Below are 16,640 nucleotides of genomic sequence, written 5' to 3'. Positions count from 1 at the left end.
GTACTCCTTAACGGGACGAAGGTCCTGTCTTCTCGGGAGGCATGTCCCGGATCAGGGAATGATGGTCGGGACCTTGGTCCGCTTGAACGCGACCATCTCGGCACCGGCCCAGACGAGGATGACGGCCATCATCGTGATGGCGAGCGAGAGGGTGTGCAGGGCGTCGACGCCGCGGAGCAGCGTCATCACGCCGAAGATCACCAGCATCTTGAAGACGTAGCCACCGAGCGCGACGGCCATCACGGCCATCGGGTCCATCGCGGCCGACTTGCGCATCATGAACAGGGTCGCCAGCGACGAGGCGAACGCGACGGCGCCGCCGACGAACGCACCGAAGAGCCCCGCGGTGCCGACCCACACCAGTCCGACGACGGCACCGATCACGACGATGCCGACGGCAGGCCACAGCGCGGTGCGCAGCATGGCGTCGGCCAGCTTCGTCACCTGCTCGGCGTGCTTGTTGTTCCGGGTCTCTGCCTGCTCGCTCATGGGGCTCCCTGCTGGTTTCGCGACTTCAGTCTAGGGACCACCGAGATGAGCGCGGCCACCACCAGCCCCGCACAGGTGATCCAGAACACAGCCGCGGTGTCGAACAGGGTCACCGCGACGGCCCCGAACGCGAGCAGCCCTGCCCAGAGGTAGATCAGCAGCACGGCCCTGCGCTGGGAGTGCCCGATCTCCAGGAGCCGGTGGTGCAGGTGCATCTTGTCGGCCGCGAACGGGCTCTCGCCGCGCCGTGTCCTGCGGATGACGGCCATGACGAGGTCCAGCAGCGGCAGGAACAGCACCGCCGCGACCACGAACAGCGGCGAGAGCAACGCCACGACGTCGGTCGCGTCGAACGACGTGTAGTTGATCTTGCCCGACGCGGACGTGCTCGCCGCGGCGAGCATCAGCCCGATCATCATCGAGCCGGAGTCGCCCATGAAGATCTTCGCGGGCTGGAAGTTGTGCGGCAGGAAGCCCAGACACGCGCCGGCGAGCGTCGCCGCGATGAGCGCGGGCGGGTACGTGCCGACGTCGCCGCCGGACGACGCGAGCAGGCCGAGCGAGAACGCGCACGTGGCCGCCGCCGCGATGAGGCCGAGCCCGCCGGCCAGCCCGTCGAGGCCGTCGACGAAGTTCATCGCGTTGACCATCACCACCACCAGCAGCACGGCCAGCAGGCCGCCCTGGTTACGGTCGAGGATGAGCACCTGGCCGAGCGTCTCGCCGTCACCGCCCCACGGCACCCAGAACGACACCCACTGCAGGCCGAACAGCACGAGGATGCCCGCACACATGACCTGCCCGGCGAGCTTGGTCCACGCGTCGAGCTCGAACCGGTCGTCGAGTGCGCCGATCAGCACGATCACCGCGCCGCCGATCAGCACGGCCACCGGGTCGTACGAGTAGTCGAACGCGCGGCGCAGCACCGGCAGCTGGTGGGCCATCGCCATGCCGCCGAGCACGCCGATGTACATCGCGAGCCCGCCCATCCTCGGGATGGGGATCACGTGGACGTCCCGCTTGCGCGGAACGGCGACGGCACCGACCTTGATCGCGAACCGCCGGACGACGGCGGTCAGCAGGAAGGTCAGCGCCGCGGAGACGAGCCCGACGAGGATGTACTCGCGGATGGGGAGACCGGCGGAGACGGTGGGGGTCATCGGGTGTTCATCCCCTGCGGAGGAAGTGCTGCGGGGTCACAGCGCGCAACGCTATCGTTACCAGGCCCCGTCACTGGCGGGGGCCGACCTCGACGCCGAGAACCTCCGACACCGCCTCGGCCTTCACGGCCCCCTCCCGCAGCAGGACCGGCGACTCGCCCGTGAGGTCGACGATCGTGGAGGGAACGGGGTCACCGCTCGGGCCGCCGTCGAGGTACACCGACACCGACTCGCCGAGCTGGTCCTTCGCCTCCTGCGCGGTGGCCGCCGGCGGCTGCCCGGACACGTTCGCGCTCGACACCGCCATCGGACCGACCTCGCGCAGCAGCTCGATCGCCACCGGGTGCAGCGGCATGCGGAGCATCACGGTGCCCCTGGTGGTGCCGAGGTCCCAGTTCAGGCTCGGCGCGTGCGGCAGCACGATGGAAAGGTCGCCGGGCCAGAACGCCTCGATCAACGCGCGGGCCTGCTGGGGAACCCCGAGCACGAGCCCGTCCACTGTGGACCAGGAGCCGACGAGCACGCCCACCGGCATGTCCGGCCCCCGGTGCTTCGCCTGCAACAGCGAGCGCACGGCGCCCGCGTCGAACGCGTCGGCGCCGATGCCGTAGACGGTGTCGGTGGGCAGGACCACGAGCCTGCTCGACCGCACCGCGGAGGCCGCCGCGCGCAGGCCGTCGGCCCTGGTGTCCGGATTGCTGCAGTCGTACACCGCGCTCATGGCCCGTGAGCTTAGCCCCGCAGCGCTGTGACGAATCGCGGACGTCCGGTGAGGTCCGGATGGTCCCGGACGTCCGTGAGCACGCGGCGCGCGCGCAGCAGGGCCGGCACCGCCGCTCCGTGGGTGTCGTCGTGCTCGATCGCCACGCCCCCGCCGGGCCGCAGCAGCCGCGCCGCCGTGGCCACCACGTGCCGGATCACGTCGATCCCGCCCTCGGCGGCGAACACGGCCTGCGGCGGGTCGTGGTCGGCGACCTCCGGCGGCACCGGCGTGCCCTCCGGCACGTACGGCGGGTTGCACAGCACCAGGTCCACGAGCCCGTCCAGCTCGGCGAACACGGTGGGATCGGTGACGTCGCCGGAGTAGAGCCGGATCGGGGTGTCCCCCGCCGCGGTCCTCGCGTCGGCGTTGTGGCGGGCCCAGGCGAGGGCGTTGGTGTCGTTGTCCACGGCGTAGACCACGGCGTCGGGTCGCGCGTGCGCCACGGCGAGCGCGAGCGCGCCCGAGCCGGTGCACAGGTCGACCACCACCGGGTATTCCCTGCCCTTGAGCAGCTTGACTCCCCATTCGAGGAGCAGCTCGGTCTCCGGGCGCGGCACGAACACACCGGTGCCGACCGACACGGTGATGTCGCCGAGCGCGGCCCAGCCGGTGAGGTGCTGCAACGGCACCCGCTTGGCGCGCTGGCTCACGAGCTGCCCGATGGCCTCCACGACGGACGGGTCCACCAGCGGCACCAATGGCAGCCGCCCCCGCTCCACGCCGAGCACGTGCGCGGCGATGAGCTCGGCGTCGGTCCTCGGCGAGGCGACACCTGCCTGGTCGAGGATGCGGGTCGCCTCCAGGATCGCGAGGCGCAGCGGCTGTCTCTTCACGACGTCAAGACTGGCACAACCCCTGCCCCTGGCCGGGGACGTAGGTCGCCAGCGTGCTGCGCGTTCGCCGCAACGTGTCGATCTTCTCGTCCATGCTCGCCAGCTCCTGGCGGAGCGTGTGAACCAGTTCGGGGCACACGTCCCAGCTCGGCAGCTCCCCGACCGCGCACGGCAGCACCTCCCGGATCACCTCCGTGGAAAGTCCGGCGCCGAGCAGCGCGCGGATCTGGCGCGCGGTGGTCACCGCGTCCTCGTCGTAGACGCGGTAGCCGTTGCCGCCGCGGCGGGCCGCCAGCAGGCCCTGCTCCTCGTAGTAGCGCAGGAGCCGCGGGCTCACCCCGGTCCGTCCGGACAGCTCACCGATCAACATATGACGCACCCCACCAGAAGTTGACCTTCACATCGATGTCAGTTCCTAACGTCGCGGCATGACCGAACATTTCGCCACGACCGTCCTCGGCAGCGGGCCAGGGCTGCTCCTCGCGCACGGCGGGGGTGGCGGCGTCGCCGCCAACTACGGGCCGATACTCGACGATCTCGCGCGCACCCACACCGTCGTCGGCGCGGACTACCCCGGCACCGGCGCGACCCCGCGCAGCCGCAAGCCCCTCGTGCTGGACGAGGTGGCCGACGAGCTGGTGCACGCGGCCACCGAGGCCGGGCTGGAGCGCTTCGCGATGCTCGGCTACTCGCTCGGCACGGGCGTGGCCGTGCGGGCGGCGACCCGCCATCCCGGCCGGGTGACCGGGCTGGTGCTCACGTCCGGGTTCGCGTACCCGGACAACCGGCTGCGCCTCGCCGCGAGCGTCTGGGCCGGCCTGCTGAAGGGCGATCGCACGCTGCTCGCGAGGTTCCTGCTGCTCATGGCGGCGGGTGAGCGGCGGCTCGAATCGCTGGCCCCCGCCGAGCTGGACGCCGCTGTCGACGCGCTCGCGGCCACCGTTCCGGAGGGCACCCCGGAGCACGTCGCGCTCGTCGAATCCGTTGACACGAGGGCGGAACTGGCCGCGATCGCGGTGCCGACACTCGTCGTCGCGACCACTGTGGACGGTCTGGTTCGGCCGTCGCTGTCCCGCGAGCTGGCCGACGGGATCCCCGGCGCGAAGCTCGTCGAGATCGAGGCGGGCCACGACATCGCCACCGAGGCGCGCGACGAGTGGCTCGCCGCGATCCGATCCTTCCTCGACGGGCTGGGCTGAGCGTGGAACTGGAGGTCGTGCTCCCCGACGAGGAGCCCACAATGGACCCGGCGACGCTCGTGGAGCTCGCCGGGCTCGCGGAGGAGCTGGGCTACCGCACGGCGTGGCTGCCCGATCACCTGCTGCCGCCGGGGCCGTTCGGCGGGGTCTACGGCGGCGTGTACGAGCCGCTCGTGACGCTGTCGTACCTGGCCGCGCGGACGTCGGCGATCCGGCTCGGCACGTCGGTGCTGGTGCTGCCGATGCGCAACGCGTTCGCCGTCGCCAAGCAGGCCGCGACGCTGCACCGGCTCTCCGGCGAGCGCCTCACCCTCGGGGTCGGCGTGGGGTGGGACCGCGCGGAGTTCGCCACGGTCGGCGCCGACTTCTCCACGAGGGGTGCCCGTACGGACGAGGCGCTCGCACTGCTGCGGGACCTGTTCGCGGGCGAGCCGTCCCGAGGCGTCTTCGAACCGGTGCCGCGCGCGCCGCTGCCGATCATGGTGGGCGGCGTGTCGGGGCCCGCGCTGCGGAGGGCGGCGCGGTTCGCCGACGAGTGGCAGGCGGTGGGCGTGACGCCCGCCGGGTTCGCGCGAGGCGTGTCACGCCTGCGGGAACTGACCGGCCGGCGGATCAGGGTCACCGCCCGCCTTGACTGGCGGGGTGGCGCGGCGGAGCTGGCGAGGGCCGTCGCCGACGTGCGCGGCTTCGCCGAGGCGGGAGCCGACGCGGTGGCCGTCCACTTCGGCCCCGCCGAAGGCACCCGAACCCGCCTCGGCGAGTTCACGCACGCCCTGAGCGGCTGACCCCTGACCGCAGTGAAGGCCACCATGCCTGCGCCCACCCGTCTCCCACCACCACCCACACGGAGACGCTGCGCGCCGCTGTGTTCAACCAACGCAGTGAAGGTGGCCTTCACTGCGGTCAGGCACGCGGGCCAGCAGGCACGCGGGCTGGAAGGCAGTTGGCTCAGGACTGGGCGGCGAGGCGTTCCTCGCGGTCGGCGTCGCGGAGCGCGTCGAGCACGCCGGTCAGCTCCCCGTCGAGCACCTGGTCCAGGTTGTAGGCCTTGTAGTTCACGCGGTGGTCGGAGATCCGGTTCTCCGGGAAGTTGTACGTGCGCACGCGCTCCGAGCGATCGACCGTGCGGACCTGCGAGCGGCGGGCGTCGGCCGCCTTCGCGGCGGCCTCCTCCTCCGCGAGTGCCTGCAGCCGGGCCTGGAGCACCTGGATCGCCCTCGCCCGGTTCTGGATCTGCGACTTCTCGTTCTGGCAGGACACCACGATGCCGGTGGGCAGGTGGGTCACGCGCACGGCGGAGTCGGTGGTGTTGACGCTCTGCCCGCCGGGGCCCGACGAGCGGAACACGTCGATGCGCAGGTCGTTCGGGTCGATCTCGACCTCGACGTCCTCCGGCTCCGGGTAGATCAGCACGCCCGCGGCCGAGGTGTGGATGCGGCCCTGTGACTCCGTAGCGGGCACGCGCTGCACGCGGTGCACGCCGCCCTCGAACTTCAGCCGCGACCACACGCCGTCGGCCTCGGCGCCCTTGCTCTTGATGGACACCGTGACGTCCTTGTAGCCGCCGAGGTCGGACTCGGTGGCGTCGAGCACCTCGGCCTTCCAGTTGTGCCGTTCGGCGTAGCGCAGGTACATGCGCAGCAGGTCGCCGGCGAACAGGGCCGACTCCTCGCCGCCCTCACCCGACTTGATCTCCATGACGACGTCGGAGCCGTCGTAGGGGTCGCGGGGCAGCAGCAGTTCGGTCAGCCGCGCCTCCAGCGCCGGGATACGGGCCTCGAGCTCCTCGGCCTCCTCCGCGAACGCCGGGTCCTCGGCCGCGAGCTCCTTCGCCGCCGCGAGGTCCGAACGGGCACCGTCCAGCTCCTTGCGGGCCTTCACGATGGGAGCCAGCTCGGCGTAGCGACGGCCCAGCTTGCGTGCCCGGGCCTGGTCGGCGTGCACCGACGGGTCCGCGAGCTGTTCCTCCAGCTCGGCGTACTCGTCGAGCAGCCCCTGCAGAGCACTCGATTCCACTGGCTTCCTCTCGCGAACCGGCCGGAGGCCGGACGAACACTGCTCAAGCAAACGGCGCCCGCCCTGCCGGTGAGGCAGATGCGGGCGCCGTCGGTGAAGCTACTTGGCGTCGCTCTTCTTGCGCTTGCCGTAGCGAGCCTCGAACCGCGCGACCCGGCCACCGGTGTCCAGAATCTTCTGCTTACCGGTGTAGAAGGGGTGGCAGTTCGAGCAGATCTCGGCGTGGATCTTGCCGGAGCCCTTGGTGCTGCGGGTGGTGAAGGTGTTGCCACAACCGCAGGTCACCTCGGTGACCACGTACTCGGGGTGAATACCGCTCTTCATGGGGTCCTCTCTCGGTGGCCGCCGGGTCCTCGCTGGGAGGTGAACCGGAGCCGGACGTCAGCGGAATGATTCTGCCAGATGGGGCAGCACTCGGTTGAACGCGCCCCACCTGGCGGCTATTCCGTACCTCAGTCGTCGTCGTTGCCCGGTGCGGTCTTGGAGACCTGCATCAGGAACTCGATGTTGGTCTTCGTCTTGCGCAGTCGGTCGAGCAGGAGGTCGATCGCCTGCTGCGAGTCGAGCGCGTGCAGCACCCGGTGCAGCTTGTGCGTGACCGCGAGCTCGTCCGGCGAGAGCAGCAGCTCCTCCTTGCGGGTACCGGACGGGTTGACGTCCACCGCGGGGAAGACCCTGCGCTCCGCGATCTTGCGGTCGAGCTTGAGCTCGGCGTTACCCGTGCCCTTGAACTCCTCGAAGATCACCGTGTCACCGGTGGAACCGGTCTCGACCATCGCCGTGGCGAAGATCGTCAGCGAGCCGCCGTCCTCGATGTTGCGCGCCGCGCCGAGGAACCGCTTCGGCGGGAACAGCGCGGTCGAGTCGACACCACCGGAGAGGATCCGGCCGGACGCCGGGGCCGCCAGGTTGTAGGCACGGCCGAGGCGGGTGATCGAGTCGAGCAGCACCACCACGTCGTGACCCATCTCCACGAGCCGCTTCGCGCGCTCGATGGAGAGCTCGGCGACCGAGGTGTGGTCCGACGGCGGGCGGTCGAAGGTCGAGGCGATGACCTCACCCTTCACCGACCGCTGCATGTCGGTGACCTCTTCCGGGCGCTCGTCCACGAGCACGACCATCAGGTGACACTCGGGGTTGTTGGTGGTGATCGCGTTGGCGATGTCCTGCATGATCGTGGTCTTGCCCGCCTTCGGCGGCGACACGATCAGCGCACGCTGGCCCTTGCCGACCGGCATCACCAGGTCGATCACGCGTGTGGTGAGCTTGTTCGACGAGGTCTCCAGCCGGAGCCGCTCGTTGGGGTAGAGCGGGGTCAGCTTGGTGAACTCGGGCCGCTTCTTGGCGACGTCCGGCTCGAGGCCGTTGACCGAGTCCACCCGGACGAGCGGGTTGAACTTCTGGCGCTGCTGCTCGCCCTCACGCGGCTGGCGCACCACACCGGTGATGGCGTCACCGCGGCGAAGGCCGTACTTGCGCACGAGCGACAGCGACACGTAGACGTCGTTCGGGCCGGGCAGGTAACCCGAGGTGCGGACGAACGCGTAGTTCTCCAGCACGTCGAGGATGCCCGCGACCGGAAGCAGGACGTCGTCCTCACGGATCTCGGTGTCGGCGTTGCCGCCGCCCTCACCGCGGCCACCGCGGCGGCGACGGTCCCGGAACCGGCGACCGCGGCGCCCGCCGCGCTCGTCGTCGTCCTGGCCACCGCCCGCGTTGTTGTTGCTGTTGTTGTTCTGCTGCTGGCCGCGCTGGTTGTTGTTGTTCTGCCTGCGGCCTTCGTCGCCCGCGTTGCCCCCGCCGCGCTGCTGCTCGGAGGAGGGCTGCTCGCCGCCACGCTGGGCGGACTCGTCGTCGCCCTTCTGCTGGCCGCCACCGTCGGGACTGCCCGCGGGGCGGTTGGAGCTACGGCGACGGCGGCTCGGGCGGCCACCCTCGTCGGGCTGCTGCTGCGGCGCGTCGCCGGAGCCGTTGTCCGACTGGTCCTGCTTGGCGGGGGCCTTCTGCGCGCCCTTGTCCGCCTGCGCCTTCTCGGGCGTGTCCTTCTCGGCCTTGGCGGGCTTCTCCGCCGGGGCCTTCTCGGGCGCCTTGGCCTCGCTGATGCCGTCCAGCGGCAGCGTGTCGGCACCGGCCGAGGCGGACCTGCCGCGCTTGGACTTGCCCTGACGCTCGCGGATGGCGGCGATCAGGTCGCCCTTGCGCATTCCCGTGGTGTCGCCGATGCCCAGCTCACCGGCCAGGGCACGAAGATCGGCGATGACCATCCCGGACAGTCCGCCCGGACGTCGTTTGGGCGCCGCGGCCGCACCACCAGCCTGCGGCGTCTGCTCCCCGGTGCCCGGCGCCTCGGCCTGGGCATTCACGTCGCCGCTCAAAAGATCGGTGTTGCTCACACATGTCCTTCCTGACCGGTCCACGCCTCCACGGTGGACCAGCGGACCGCCGCCCGCGTCCGAATTGCGAGACGGCGTTGTAGTACCTGGTGCGAGCGATCCGGCTGAGACATGCGAGTCGCAGCGGCGGAGCCGCCTGCACGAGGTGGGAACGACCACCGTGTCTACCGGGAACCCGCTTCGAATAAACGGAAGATGCGACCGGGAAAAGATCCCAGGACCATCACCGGGTGCGGAAATGCACGGTGACCGAACGCCCCCGAGGGTAGACCGCCCGAGGTCGTGGTGCAACAACCACCCCCTGCGTGGCGTGCCTCACTGTGCCTGTTGTGGCCTATTGTGACCTGGCTTCCACCTGGACCCCGGTCAGATCAACGGCCAGCTCGGAGACGTCGAACTCATCAACGCCGACTCCCTGGGGAAGTATTCCCGTCGTGGTGAGCGCGAGCACGGTCGGCCCGGCGCCGGAGACCGCGGCCGCCACGCCACGCTCCCGCAGCTCCCGCACGAGCCGGGCGGTCGCGGGGTAGGCGGGCGCCCGGTAGCCCTGGTGCAGCCGGTCGTCGGTGGCCGCGAGCAGCAGCTCGGGCCTCGCGGTGATCGCGTGCACCGCGAGCGCGGTGCGGCCGGCGGAGAACGCCGCGTCGGCCAGCGGCACGCTGTCCGGGAGCAGGCCCCTCGTCTCCTTGGTGGACGAGCGCGTCGCGGGAACGGCGACCACGGGGCGGATGGCGGAATGCGGCTCCAGCCGCTCGGCGTGGAAGCGGTCATCGGCCTGCCAGGCGATCACGAACCCACCGGACAGGCTCGCGGCGGCGTTGTCGGCGTGTCCCTCGAACCCGGCGGCCAGCTGCAGCGCGGTGTCGTCCAGCGCCTTGCCGGCGAGCGCATAGCCCGCCGCGATGCCCGCGACCGCGGCGGCGGCCGACGAGCCGAGGCCCCGCGAGTGCGGAATCGCGTTGTGGCACCGCAGATGCAGCCCGGGCACGTGCACGTCGAGGTGCCTGCACGCCGTGCGCAGCGCGCGCACCACGAGGTGGTTCTCGTCCGTGGGCACGCCGCTCATGTCGCCTGCGCCCGCGTCGATCACCTCGACCTTGAGCCCCGACTCGGTCACGTCGACCTCGACGACGTCGTACAGGCCGAGCGCCATGCCGAAGGTGTCGAACCCCGAGCCGATGTTGGCCGTCGACGCCGGGACGGTGACCCGCAGCCTCATGACAGTTCGAGCGCGGAGGCGACGGCGCGCGGGTCCACGGCGAGGGGTTCGACCTCGACGTTGCCCTCCAGCGCCGTGGCCGGGTCCTTGAGGCCGTGCCCGGTCACCGTGCACACGACGGTGGAGCCGCGCGGGATGCGGCCGTCGGCCGCGGTCAGCAGCAGGCCCGCGACGCTGGTCGCCGAGGCGGGCTCGACGAACACGCCCTCCTTGCGGGCGAGCAGCCGGTAGGCGGCGAGGATCTTCTCGTCGGTGACGGCCTCGAACAGGCCGCCGCTGGCGTTCTTCGCCTTCACCGCGGGGTCCCACGACGCGGGGCTGCCCACGCGGATCGCCGTCGCGATCGTCTCGGGCTCGGCGACGGGTTCGCCCTTCACGAGCGGCGCGCTGCCCGCGGCCTGGAAGCCGAACATGCGCGGCGTGTTCTCCACCACACCGTCGGCGGCGTACTCGGTGTAGCCGGCCCAGTAGGCGGTGATGTTGCCCGCGTTGCCCACCGGGAGGCAGTGGATGTCGGGCGCGGTGCCCAGGACGTCGCAGATCTCCCACGCGGCGGACTTCTGGCCCACGAGCCGCACCGGGTTGACGGAGTTGACCAGCGTCACCGGGTAGTCGGCCGCCGTCTTGCGGGCGAGTTCGAGACAGTCGTCGAAGTTGCCGTCGACCTGCAGGATGCGGGCGCCGTGCAGCACGGCCTGCGCCATCTTGCCGAGCGCGATCTTGCCCTGCGGCACCAGCACGGCGCTGGTAAGCCCGGCCCTGGCGGCGTAGGCCGACGCCGACGCCGAGGTGTTGCCGGTGGACGCGCAGATCACGGCCTGCAGCCCGCTCGCGAGCGCGTGCGTGATCGCGACGGTCATGCCACGGTCCTTGAACGAGCCGGTGGGGTTGGCGCCCTCGACCTTCAGGTACACCGTGCAGCCGGTGAGCTCCGACAGGTGCGGCGCGGGCATGAGCGGGGTGTTGCCCTCGCCCAGTGTCACCACCTCGGCGCCGGCCGGGATGGGGATCCGCGCCGAGTAGGCCTTGATGATGCCGGGCCAGCCCGCCTTGACCGGAGCGTTCACCGTGTTCACGAGTCCTCGCCTTCCACCCGCATGACGCTGACGACCTCGCGAACGACGTCCAGCTTGCTGATCTCTTCCACCGTGGCCTGCAGTGCGGCGTCCGGGGCCAGGTGAGTGACGATCACCAGGCTCGCCGTGGAGAGGCGGTCGCGCTGGCGGACCGCCGCGATGCTGACGCCGTGGACCGCGAAGACCTGCGCGACCTGGGCGAGCACGCCCGGCTTGTCGGCCACGTCGAGGCTGATGTGGTAGCGCGTCGGCGTCTGGCCCATCGGCCGCACCGGCAGCGCCGCGTGCGCCGACTCGCGCGGCCCCCGGCCGCCCGCCACGCGGTTGCGGGCCGCGGCGACGAGGTCGCCGAGCACCGCGCTCGCCGTGGGGGCACCGCCGGCGCCCTGGCCGTAGAACATCAGCTCACCCGCGGCCTCGGCCTCGACGTAGACGGCGTTGAACGCCCCGCCCACCCCGGCGAGCTGGTGGCTGCGCGGGATCATCACCGGGTGCACGCGCGCCGACACCGACTCGGTGCCGTCGTCGGCGGTCACCCGCTCGCAGATCGCCAGCAGCTTCACGGTGCGGTTCAGCAGCTTCGCCGCGCCGATGTCCGACGCGCTGATGCCCGCGATGCCCTCGCGGTGCACGTCGGAGGCGGTGACCCTGCTGTGGAAGGCCAGCGACGCGAGGATCGCCGCCTTGGACGCCGCGTCGTAGCCGTCGACGTCGGCGGTGGGGTCGGCCTCGGCGTAGCCGAGCCGCGTCGCCTCGTCGAGGGTCTCCGCGTAACCCGCGCCGGTGGAGTCCATTGCGGACAGGATGAAGTTGGTGGTGCCGTTGACGATGCCCATGACGCGCGTGATGCGGTCACCGGCGAGCGACTCGCGCAGCGGGCGCAGCAGCGGGATGGCGCCCGCGACGGACGCCTCGTAGTAGAGGTCGGCACCCGAGGTGTCGGCGGCCTCCGCCAGCTCGGCCGCGTACTCGGAGAGCAGCGCCTTGTTGCCGGTGACCACCGACTTTCCCTTGCGCAGGGCCGTCAGCAGCCAGCCCCGCACCGGTTCGATGCCGCCGATGAGCTCCACGACGACGTCCACATCGGACTCGACGAGCTTCCCGGCGTCGGCGGTGAGCAGGTGCTGCGGCAGCTCGGGGTGCTTGTCGGGACGGCGCACCGCGATACCGGCCAGCTCCACCGGGGCACCGACCCTTGCCGCGAGCTCGTCGGCGTCGTCGATGAGCATGCGCGTGACCTCGCTGCCGACCGTGCCGCAGCCGAGCAGCGCTACCCGGACCGTCCGCCCGTCGAGCGTGGCCACGCTCATGACACCTCCAGTCGCAACATGTCCTCGTTCGTCTCCCGCCGCAGCAGCAGCCGGTGGTTGCCGTTGCGCACGGCGACCACCGCCGGCCGGGGCTGCCGGTTGTAGTTGCTGGCCATCGAGTAGCAGTAGGCGCCGGTCGCCGCGACGGCGAGCAGGTCGCCAGGTGCCAGGGTGTCGGGCAACCAGCAGTCGCGGACCACGATGTCGCCGGACTCACAGTGCTTTCCCACGACTCGGGACAGCACGGCGCCCACGGGCTCCGGCTGGCCGTCGTCGCTGGAGCGCGAGACCAGCCGGACGTCGTAGGCGGCGTCGTAGAGGGCGGTGCGGATGTTGTCGCTCATCCCGCCGTCGACGCTCACGTAGCGGCGCGTCTCGTTGTCGCCGAGCGCGACGTCCTTGATGGTGCCCACCTCGTAGAGGGTGACCGTGCCGGGGCCCGCGATCGCCCGGCCTGGCTCGCCCGCGATGCGCGGCACCGGGATGTCGGCGAACGCGCACTCCTTGCGCACGATGTCGCGGATCTGCGTGACCAGCTGCGCGGGCGGCGGCGGGTTGTCCTTGTCGGTGTAGGCGATGCCGAACCCGCCACCGAGGTCCACAATGGACAAATCGGCGAGCGCGTCGGCGCCGTGCTCCTTGCGCAACTCGGCGAGCAGCCCGATCACGCGGCGCGCGGCCACCTCGAAGCCGTCGGCGTCGAAGATCTGCGAGCCGATGTGGCTGTGCAGTCCGACGAGGCTCAGCGACGGCGCGTTGAGCACCCTGCGCACCGCCTCGGCGGCGTCGCCCGCTGCGAGCGAGAAACCGAACTTCTGGTCCTCGTGCGCGGTCGCGATGAACTCGTGCGTGTGCGCCTCGACGCCCACCGTGACGCGCACGAGCACCTTCTGCACCACGTCGTGCTTGGCCGCGAGGTCGGCGAGCCGGGCGATCTCGTAGAACGAGTCGAGCACCACCGTGCCGACCCCGGCCTCGATCGCGGCCTCCAGCTCGGCGACCGACTTGTTGTTGCCGTGGAAGGTGATCCGCTCCGGCGGGAACCCGGCGCGCTGCGCGATCGCCAGCTCGCCGCCGCTGCACACGTCGAGGCTGAGGCCCTGCGCGGCGACCCACCGCGCGACCTCGGTGCACAGGAACGCCTTGCCCGCGTAGTGCACGAGCGCCGGGTCGTCGAACGCCTCCGCGTACTCGGCGCAGCGGGCCTTGAAGTCGGCCTCGTCCACCACGAACAGCGGCGTGCCGTACGTCCGCGCCAGCTCACGGACGTCGACGCCGGCGATGCGCACGACGCCGTCCGGGGCGCGGTAGGTGTTGCGCGGCCACACCTTCGGGTACAGCTTGTCCAGCTCGGCCGAGGTGGAGGGCGGGAACCCCGCCTGGTCGACGTGCGGGTAGACCTCGGCGTGGCGGGGCCCCGCGGGGTGAGCACACATCTAGATCGTTACATCCGTTCCGGGGCGGAGACCCCGAGCAGCGACAGTCCGTTGGCGAACACCTGACGGGCGGCCTCGCACAGCGCCAGGCGGGCGTGGGTGAGGGGCGTGGCCTCCTCGTCGCCCTGGGGCAGCACCCGAGCCACGTCGTAGAACTTGTGGTACGCCGACGCGAGCGACTCGAGGTAGCGGGCGACGCGGTGCGGTTCGCGCAGCTCGGCCGCCTTCTTGAGCACGGACGGGAACTCCCCGATCGTGCGGATCAGGTCGCCTTCCCTGGGATGGGTGAGCAGACCGAGCTCGACGTCGGCCGCGCGCTCGATGCCCAGCTCGGCGGCGTTGCGCTGCAGCGACGCGAGCCGCGCGTGGGCGTACTGCACGTAGTACACCGGGTTCTCGTTGCTGTGCTTGCGCAGCAGGTCGAGGTCGACGTCGAGGGAGGAGTCCACGGAGTACCGGGTGAGCTCGTAGCGGGCCGCGTCGACGCCGACGGCCTCCACCAGGTCCTCCATCGTCACGACGGTGCCCGCCCGCTTGCTCATCCGCACGGGCTTGCCGCCACTGACCAGGTTCACCATCTGGCCGATCAGCACCTCGACCACGTCGGGGCTGTGGCCCATCGCGGCGGCGGCGGCCTTGAGCCTGGCGATGTAGCCGTGGTGGTCGGCGCCGAGCATGTAGATGCACAGCTCGAAGCCGCGCCCGATCTTGTCCCGCAGGTAGGCGAGGTCGCCCGCGATGTAGGCGGGGTTGCCGTCGCTCTTGATGACTACGCGGTCCTTGTCGTCGCCGTGCTCGGTGGAGCGCAGCCACCAGGCGTTGTCGGCGTGGTAGAGGCTGCCCGACTCCTTGAGCTCCCCGACGACCTTCTCGACCTCGCCCGAGCTGTGCAGCGAGTCCTCGTGGAAGTACACGTCGAAGTCGGTGCCGAACTCGTGCAGGCTCTTCTTGATCTCGTCGAACATCAGGCCGACGCCGATGCGGCGGAACAGCTCGTGCCGCTCGTCCTCCGGCAGCGAGAGCGCGCTGGGCTCCTTGCGGATCACCTCGGCGGCGATGTCGTTGATGTAGGCGCCCGCGTAGCCGTCCTCGGGCGCGGGCTCGCCCTTCGCGGCGGCGATCATCGACCGGACGAACCGGTCGATCTGCGCGCCGGCGTCGTTGAAGTAGTACTCGCGGGTCACGTCGGCGCCCTGCGCGCTGAGCAGGCGGCCGAGCGCGTCGCCGACCGCGGCCCAGCGGGTGCCGCCGAGGTGGATCGGGCCCGTCGGGTTGGCCGACACGAACTCCAGGTTGATCTTGACACCGGCCAGCGAGTCGCCCCGGCCGTAGGCGTCACCCTCGCTCAGCACGCGGCTCACGAGCTCACCCTGCGCGTCGGCGGCGAGCCGCAGGTTGAGGAAGCCGGGGCCCGCGACCTCGGCGGCCTCCACGCCGTCGGCCTTCGCGAGCGTCTCCGCCAGCGCCTCGGCCAGCTCGCGCGGCTTCAGCCCGACCTTCTTCGCCACCTGCAGCGCCACGTTCGTCGCGTAGTCGCCGTGCTCGGGGTTGCGGGGTCGCTCGACCGTGACCGGGTCGGGCAGGACGCCGTGGTCGAGGCCACGCGCCGACAGCACTTCTACCGCGGACGAACGCACCAGGTCAGCAAGGGCGGAGGGAGTCACCAGCCGAGTGTACGGCCGGAGACCCCGCGCCCCGTCCACCACCCAAGGCTCCCGAAGGAGGCGCTACGCGCCCCTCACGCCCTCCCGCCAGCCCGACCACCACCCCCCACGGAGGCGCTACGCGCCCCTCACGCCCTCCCGCCAGCCCGACCACCACCCCCAAGGAGGCGCTACGCGCCCCTCACATCTTCTTCCCTACACTTCACAGCCGGTACGCGTCCGTCCTCGAGGGAAACACGGGAGCCATGGCCAGCGGCACGAAGAAAAAGGGCAGCCCGAAGAAGAACGCGGTCAAGGCAGCCCGTGGATCGGTCGTCACCAAGAAGCACACGCCGTGGGGGACGATCTTCTCCGTCGTCGCGATCCTGCTGCTCGCGGCGGGCGTGTTCGGCTACTACTGGATCGCCTCGAGCGACCAGCGGGAGCAGCGCGACCGCGAAGAGGCGGCGGCCGCCTTCGCCCCGTCGCAGCAGAACCCGGACCCGTCGAAGGACATCGAGGGCGTCGTCACCGGCGAGTACGCCGCGGGTGCGCACGTGCTGCCCAACGAGCGCGTCGCCTACGACAAGACGCCGCCCTTCGGCGGCCCGCACGACGGCTTCTGGGCCGCGTGCACGGGCATCGTCTACCCGAACGCCGTGCGCACCGAGAACATGGTGCACTCGCTCGAACACGGCGCGGTGTGGATCGCCTACAACCCCGACCGGGTGCAGGGCGACGAGCTGGAGAAGCTGCGGGTGCGCGCCGAGGGCAAGCCGTTCACGATGATGTCGCCCTACCCCGGCCTCGACACGCCGATCTCACTGCAGTCGTGGGGTCATCAGCTCAAGCTCGAGAGCGCCGAGGACCAGCGCATCGACCAGTTCATCGCGGCGCTGCGGCGCAACCCGAACACCTACCCCGAGGTCGGTGCGTCCTGCGACGCGCTCGGCCCCGGCGCCTTCGACCCGGACAACCCGCCGCCGTTCGACCCGTCGAAGCCGGGTCCCGACGCGAAGCCCATGAACTACCAGGGCTCCGAGGGCGCGCAGCAGGACCAGTCGATGAGCGGCACCCCGTCCGCTGCCCCGACCGGCGGCTGA

General features: G+C 71.2%; 16 protein-coding genes. 3 read left to right on the top strand and 13 right to left on the bottom strand.

All coding sequences use genetic code 11. The features are described 5' to 3' along the window. Window positions 1-51 precede the first annotated feature (51 nt). From BA062_RS17200 to BA062_RS17180, 5 genes are all read right to left on the bottom strand, one after another. A complete protein-coding gene (locus tag BA062_RS17200; protein WP_110337831.1) occupies window positions 52-489 on the bottom strand; it encodes a Cg1360 family ATP-synthase-associated protein in 438 nt (145 codons plus the stop codon). Beyond that, the gene (locus BA062_RS17195) at window positions 486-1,649 is read right to left on the bottom strand and encodes a glycosyltransferase family 4 protein (RefSeq protein ID WP_110337829.1); all 1,164 of its coding nucleotides are present in this window, start codon (window positions 1,647-1,649) and stop codon (window positions 486-488) included. The genes BA062_RS17200 and BA062_RS17195 overlap by 4 nt, the downstream gene beginning before the upstream one ends. Before the next feature lie 70 nt (window positions 1,650-1,719). Further along, entirely contained in the window at window positions 1,720-2,370 is a 651-nt protein-coding gene (locus tag BA062_RS17190) for an L-threonylcarbamoyladenylate synthase (RefSeq protein ID WP_110337827.1), read from the bottom strand. Window positions 2,371-2,381: 11 nt separating this feature from the next. After that, on the bottom strand, window positions 2,382-3,245 hold the full coding sequence (gene prmC, locus BA062_RS17185; RefSeq protein ID WP_110337825.1) for a peptide chain release factor N(5)-glutamine methyltransferase: 864 nt from the start codon (window positions 3,243-3,245) through the stop codon (window positions 2,382-2,384). A gap of 4 nt (window positions 3,246-3,249) precedes the next feature. Next, complete coding sequence (locus tag BA062_RS17180; protein WP_110337823.1) at window positions 3,250-3,615, bottom strand: MerR family transcriptional regulator; 366 nt, start codon at window positions 3,613-3,615, stop codon at window positions 3,250-3,252. A gap of 58 nt (window positions 3,616-3,673) precedes the next feature. Here BA062_RS17180 and BA062_RS17175 point away from each other — a divergent pair, with 58 nt between their 5' ends. Together BA062_RS17175 and BA062_RS17170 are read left to right on the top strand one after the other, a co-directional pair. Further along, complete coding sequence (locus BA062_RS17175) at window positions 3,674-4,444, top strand: alpha/beta fold hydrolase (protein WP_110337822.1); 771 nt, start codon at window positions 3,674-3,676, stop codon at window positions 4,442-4,444. Window positions 4,445-4,446: 2 nt separating this feature from the next. Next, the gene (locus BA062_RS17170; RefSeq protein ID WP_210406909.1) at window positions 4,447-5,229 is read left to right on the top strand and encodes a TIGR03619 family F420-dependent LLM class oxidoreductase; all 783 of its coding nucleotides are present in this window, start codon (window positions 4,447-4,449) and stop codon (window positions 5,227-5,229) included. 163 nt (window positions 5,230-5,392) lie between these two features. Here BA062_RS17170 and prfA read toward each other — a convergent pair whose 3' ends face one another. The 8 genes from prfA to argS form a co-directional block, all read right to left on the bottom strand. Next, on the bottom strand, window positions 5,393-6,460 hold the full coding sequence (gene prfA / locus BA062_RS17165; protein WP_110337820.1) for a peptide chain release factor 1: 1,068 nt from the start codon (window positions 6,458-6,460) through the stop codon (window positions 5,393-5,395). A gap of 99 nt (window positions 6,461-6,559) precedes the next feature. Next, complete coding sequence (gene rpmE / locus BA062_RS17160) at window positions 6,560-6,784, bottom strand: 50S ribosomal protein L31 (RefSeq protein WP_110337818.1); 225 nt, start codon at window positions 6,782-6,784, stop codon at window positions 6,560-6,562. Between the two features lie 128 nt (window positions 6,785-6,912). Beyond that, on the bottom strand, window positions 6,913-8,853 hold the full coding sequence (rho, locus tag BA062_RS17155) for a transcription termination factor Rho (RefSeq protein WP_110337816.1): 1,941 nt from the start codon (window positions 8,851-8,853) through the stop codon (window positions 6,913-6,915). A gap of 334 nt (window positions 8,854-9,187) precedes the next feature. Beyond that, complete coding sequence (thrB, locus tag BA062_RS17150) at window positions 9,188-10,072, bottom strand: homoserine kinase (RefSeq protein WP_110337814.1); 885 nt, start codon at window positions 10,070-10,072, stop codon at window positions 9,188-9,190. Beyond that, complete coding sequence (gene thrC, locus BA062_RS17145; protein ID WP_110337812.1) at window positions 10,069-11,148, bottom strand: threonine synthase; 1,080 nt, start codon at window positions 11,146-11,148, stop codon at window positions 10,069-10,071. The genes thrB and thrC overlap by 4 nt, the downstream gene beginning before the upstream one ends. Next, on the bottom strand, window positions 11,145-12,458 hold the full coding sequence (locus BA062_RS17140; protein WP_110337810.1) for a homoserine dehydrogenase: 1,314 nt from the start codon (window positions 12,456-12,458) through the stop codon (window positions 11,145-11,147). Before BA062_RS17140 ends, thrC begins: the two co-directional genes overlap by 4 nt. Next, on the bottom strand, window positions 12,455-13,894 hold the full coding sequence (lysA, locus tag BA062_RS17135) for a diaminopimelate decarboxylase (RefSeq protein WP_110337808.1): 1,440 nt from the start codon (window positions 13,892-13,894) through the stop codon (window positions 12,455-12,457). The genes BA062_RS17140 and lysA overlap by 4 nt, the downstream gene beginning before the upstream one ends. An 8-nt stretch (window positions 13,895-13,902) precedes the next feature. Continuing rightward, window positions 13,903-15,558 (bottom strand): arginine--tRNA ligase, encoded by a 1,656-nt coding sequence (gene argS, locus BA062_RS17130; protein WP_110337806.1) that lies wholly within the window; start codon window positions 15,556-15,558, stop codon window positions 13,903-13,905. 245 nt (window positions 15,559-15,803) lie between these two features. Between argS and BA062_RS17125 the strand changes: the two genes are divergently transcribed. After that, window positions 15,804-16,640, top strand: a complete 837-nt coding sequence (locus BA062_RS17125; protein WP_110337804.1) for a thioredoxin-like domain-containing protein — start codon at window positions 15,804-15,806, stop codon at window positions 16,638-16,640.

The organism is Prauserella flavalba (assembly GCF_003202235.1).
Classification (GTDB): Bacteria; Actinomycetota; Actinomycetes; order Mycobacteriales; family Pseudonocardiaceae; genus Prauserella_A; species Prauserella_A flavalba.
The sequence above is the reverse complement of the archived record's forward strand: the minus strand, read 5'-3'. Positions and strand labels throughout refer to the sequence as shown.

Coding starts and splice junctions, on each gene's coding strand:
- BA062_RS17200 (WP_110337831.1), bottom strand. CDS start 489: ATGAGCGAGCAGGCAGAGACCCGGAACAACAAGCACGCCGAGCAGGTG.
- BA062_RS17195 (WP_110337829.1), bottom strand. CDS start 1,649: ATGACCCCCACCGTCTCCGCCGGTCTCCCCATCCGCGAGTACATCCTC.
- BA062_RS17190 (WP_110337827.1), bottom strand. CDS start 2,370: ATGAGCGCGGTGTACGACTGCAGCAATCCGGACACCAGGGCCGACGGC.
- BA062_RS17180 (WP_110337823.1), bottom strand. CDS start 3,615: ATGTTGATCGGTGAGCTGTCCGGACGGACCGGGGTGAGCCCGCGGCTC.
- BA062_RS17175 (WP_110337822.1), top strand. CDS start 3,674: ATGACCGAACATTTCGCCACGACCGTCCTCGGCAGCGGGCCAGGGCTG.
- rpmE (WP_110337818.1), bottom strand. CDS start 6,784: ATGAAGAGCGGTATTCACCCCGAGTACGTGGTCACCGAGGTGACCTGC.
- thrB (WP_110337814.1), bottom strand. CDS start 10,072: ATGAGGCTGCGGGTCACCGTCCCGGCGTCGACGGCCAACATCGGCTCG.
- BA062_RS17140 (WP_110337810.1), bottom strand. CDS start 12,458: ATGAGCGTGGCCACGCTCGACGGGCGGACGGTCCGGGTAGCGCTGCTC.
- lysA (WP_110337808.1), bottom strand. CDS start 13,894: ATGTGTGCTCACCCCGCGGGGCCCCGCCACGCCGAGGTCTACCCGCAC.
- BA062_RS17125 (WP_110337804.1), top strand. CDS start 15,804: ATGGCCAGCGGCACGAAGAAAAAGGGCAGCCCGAAGAAGAACGCGGTC.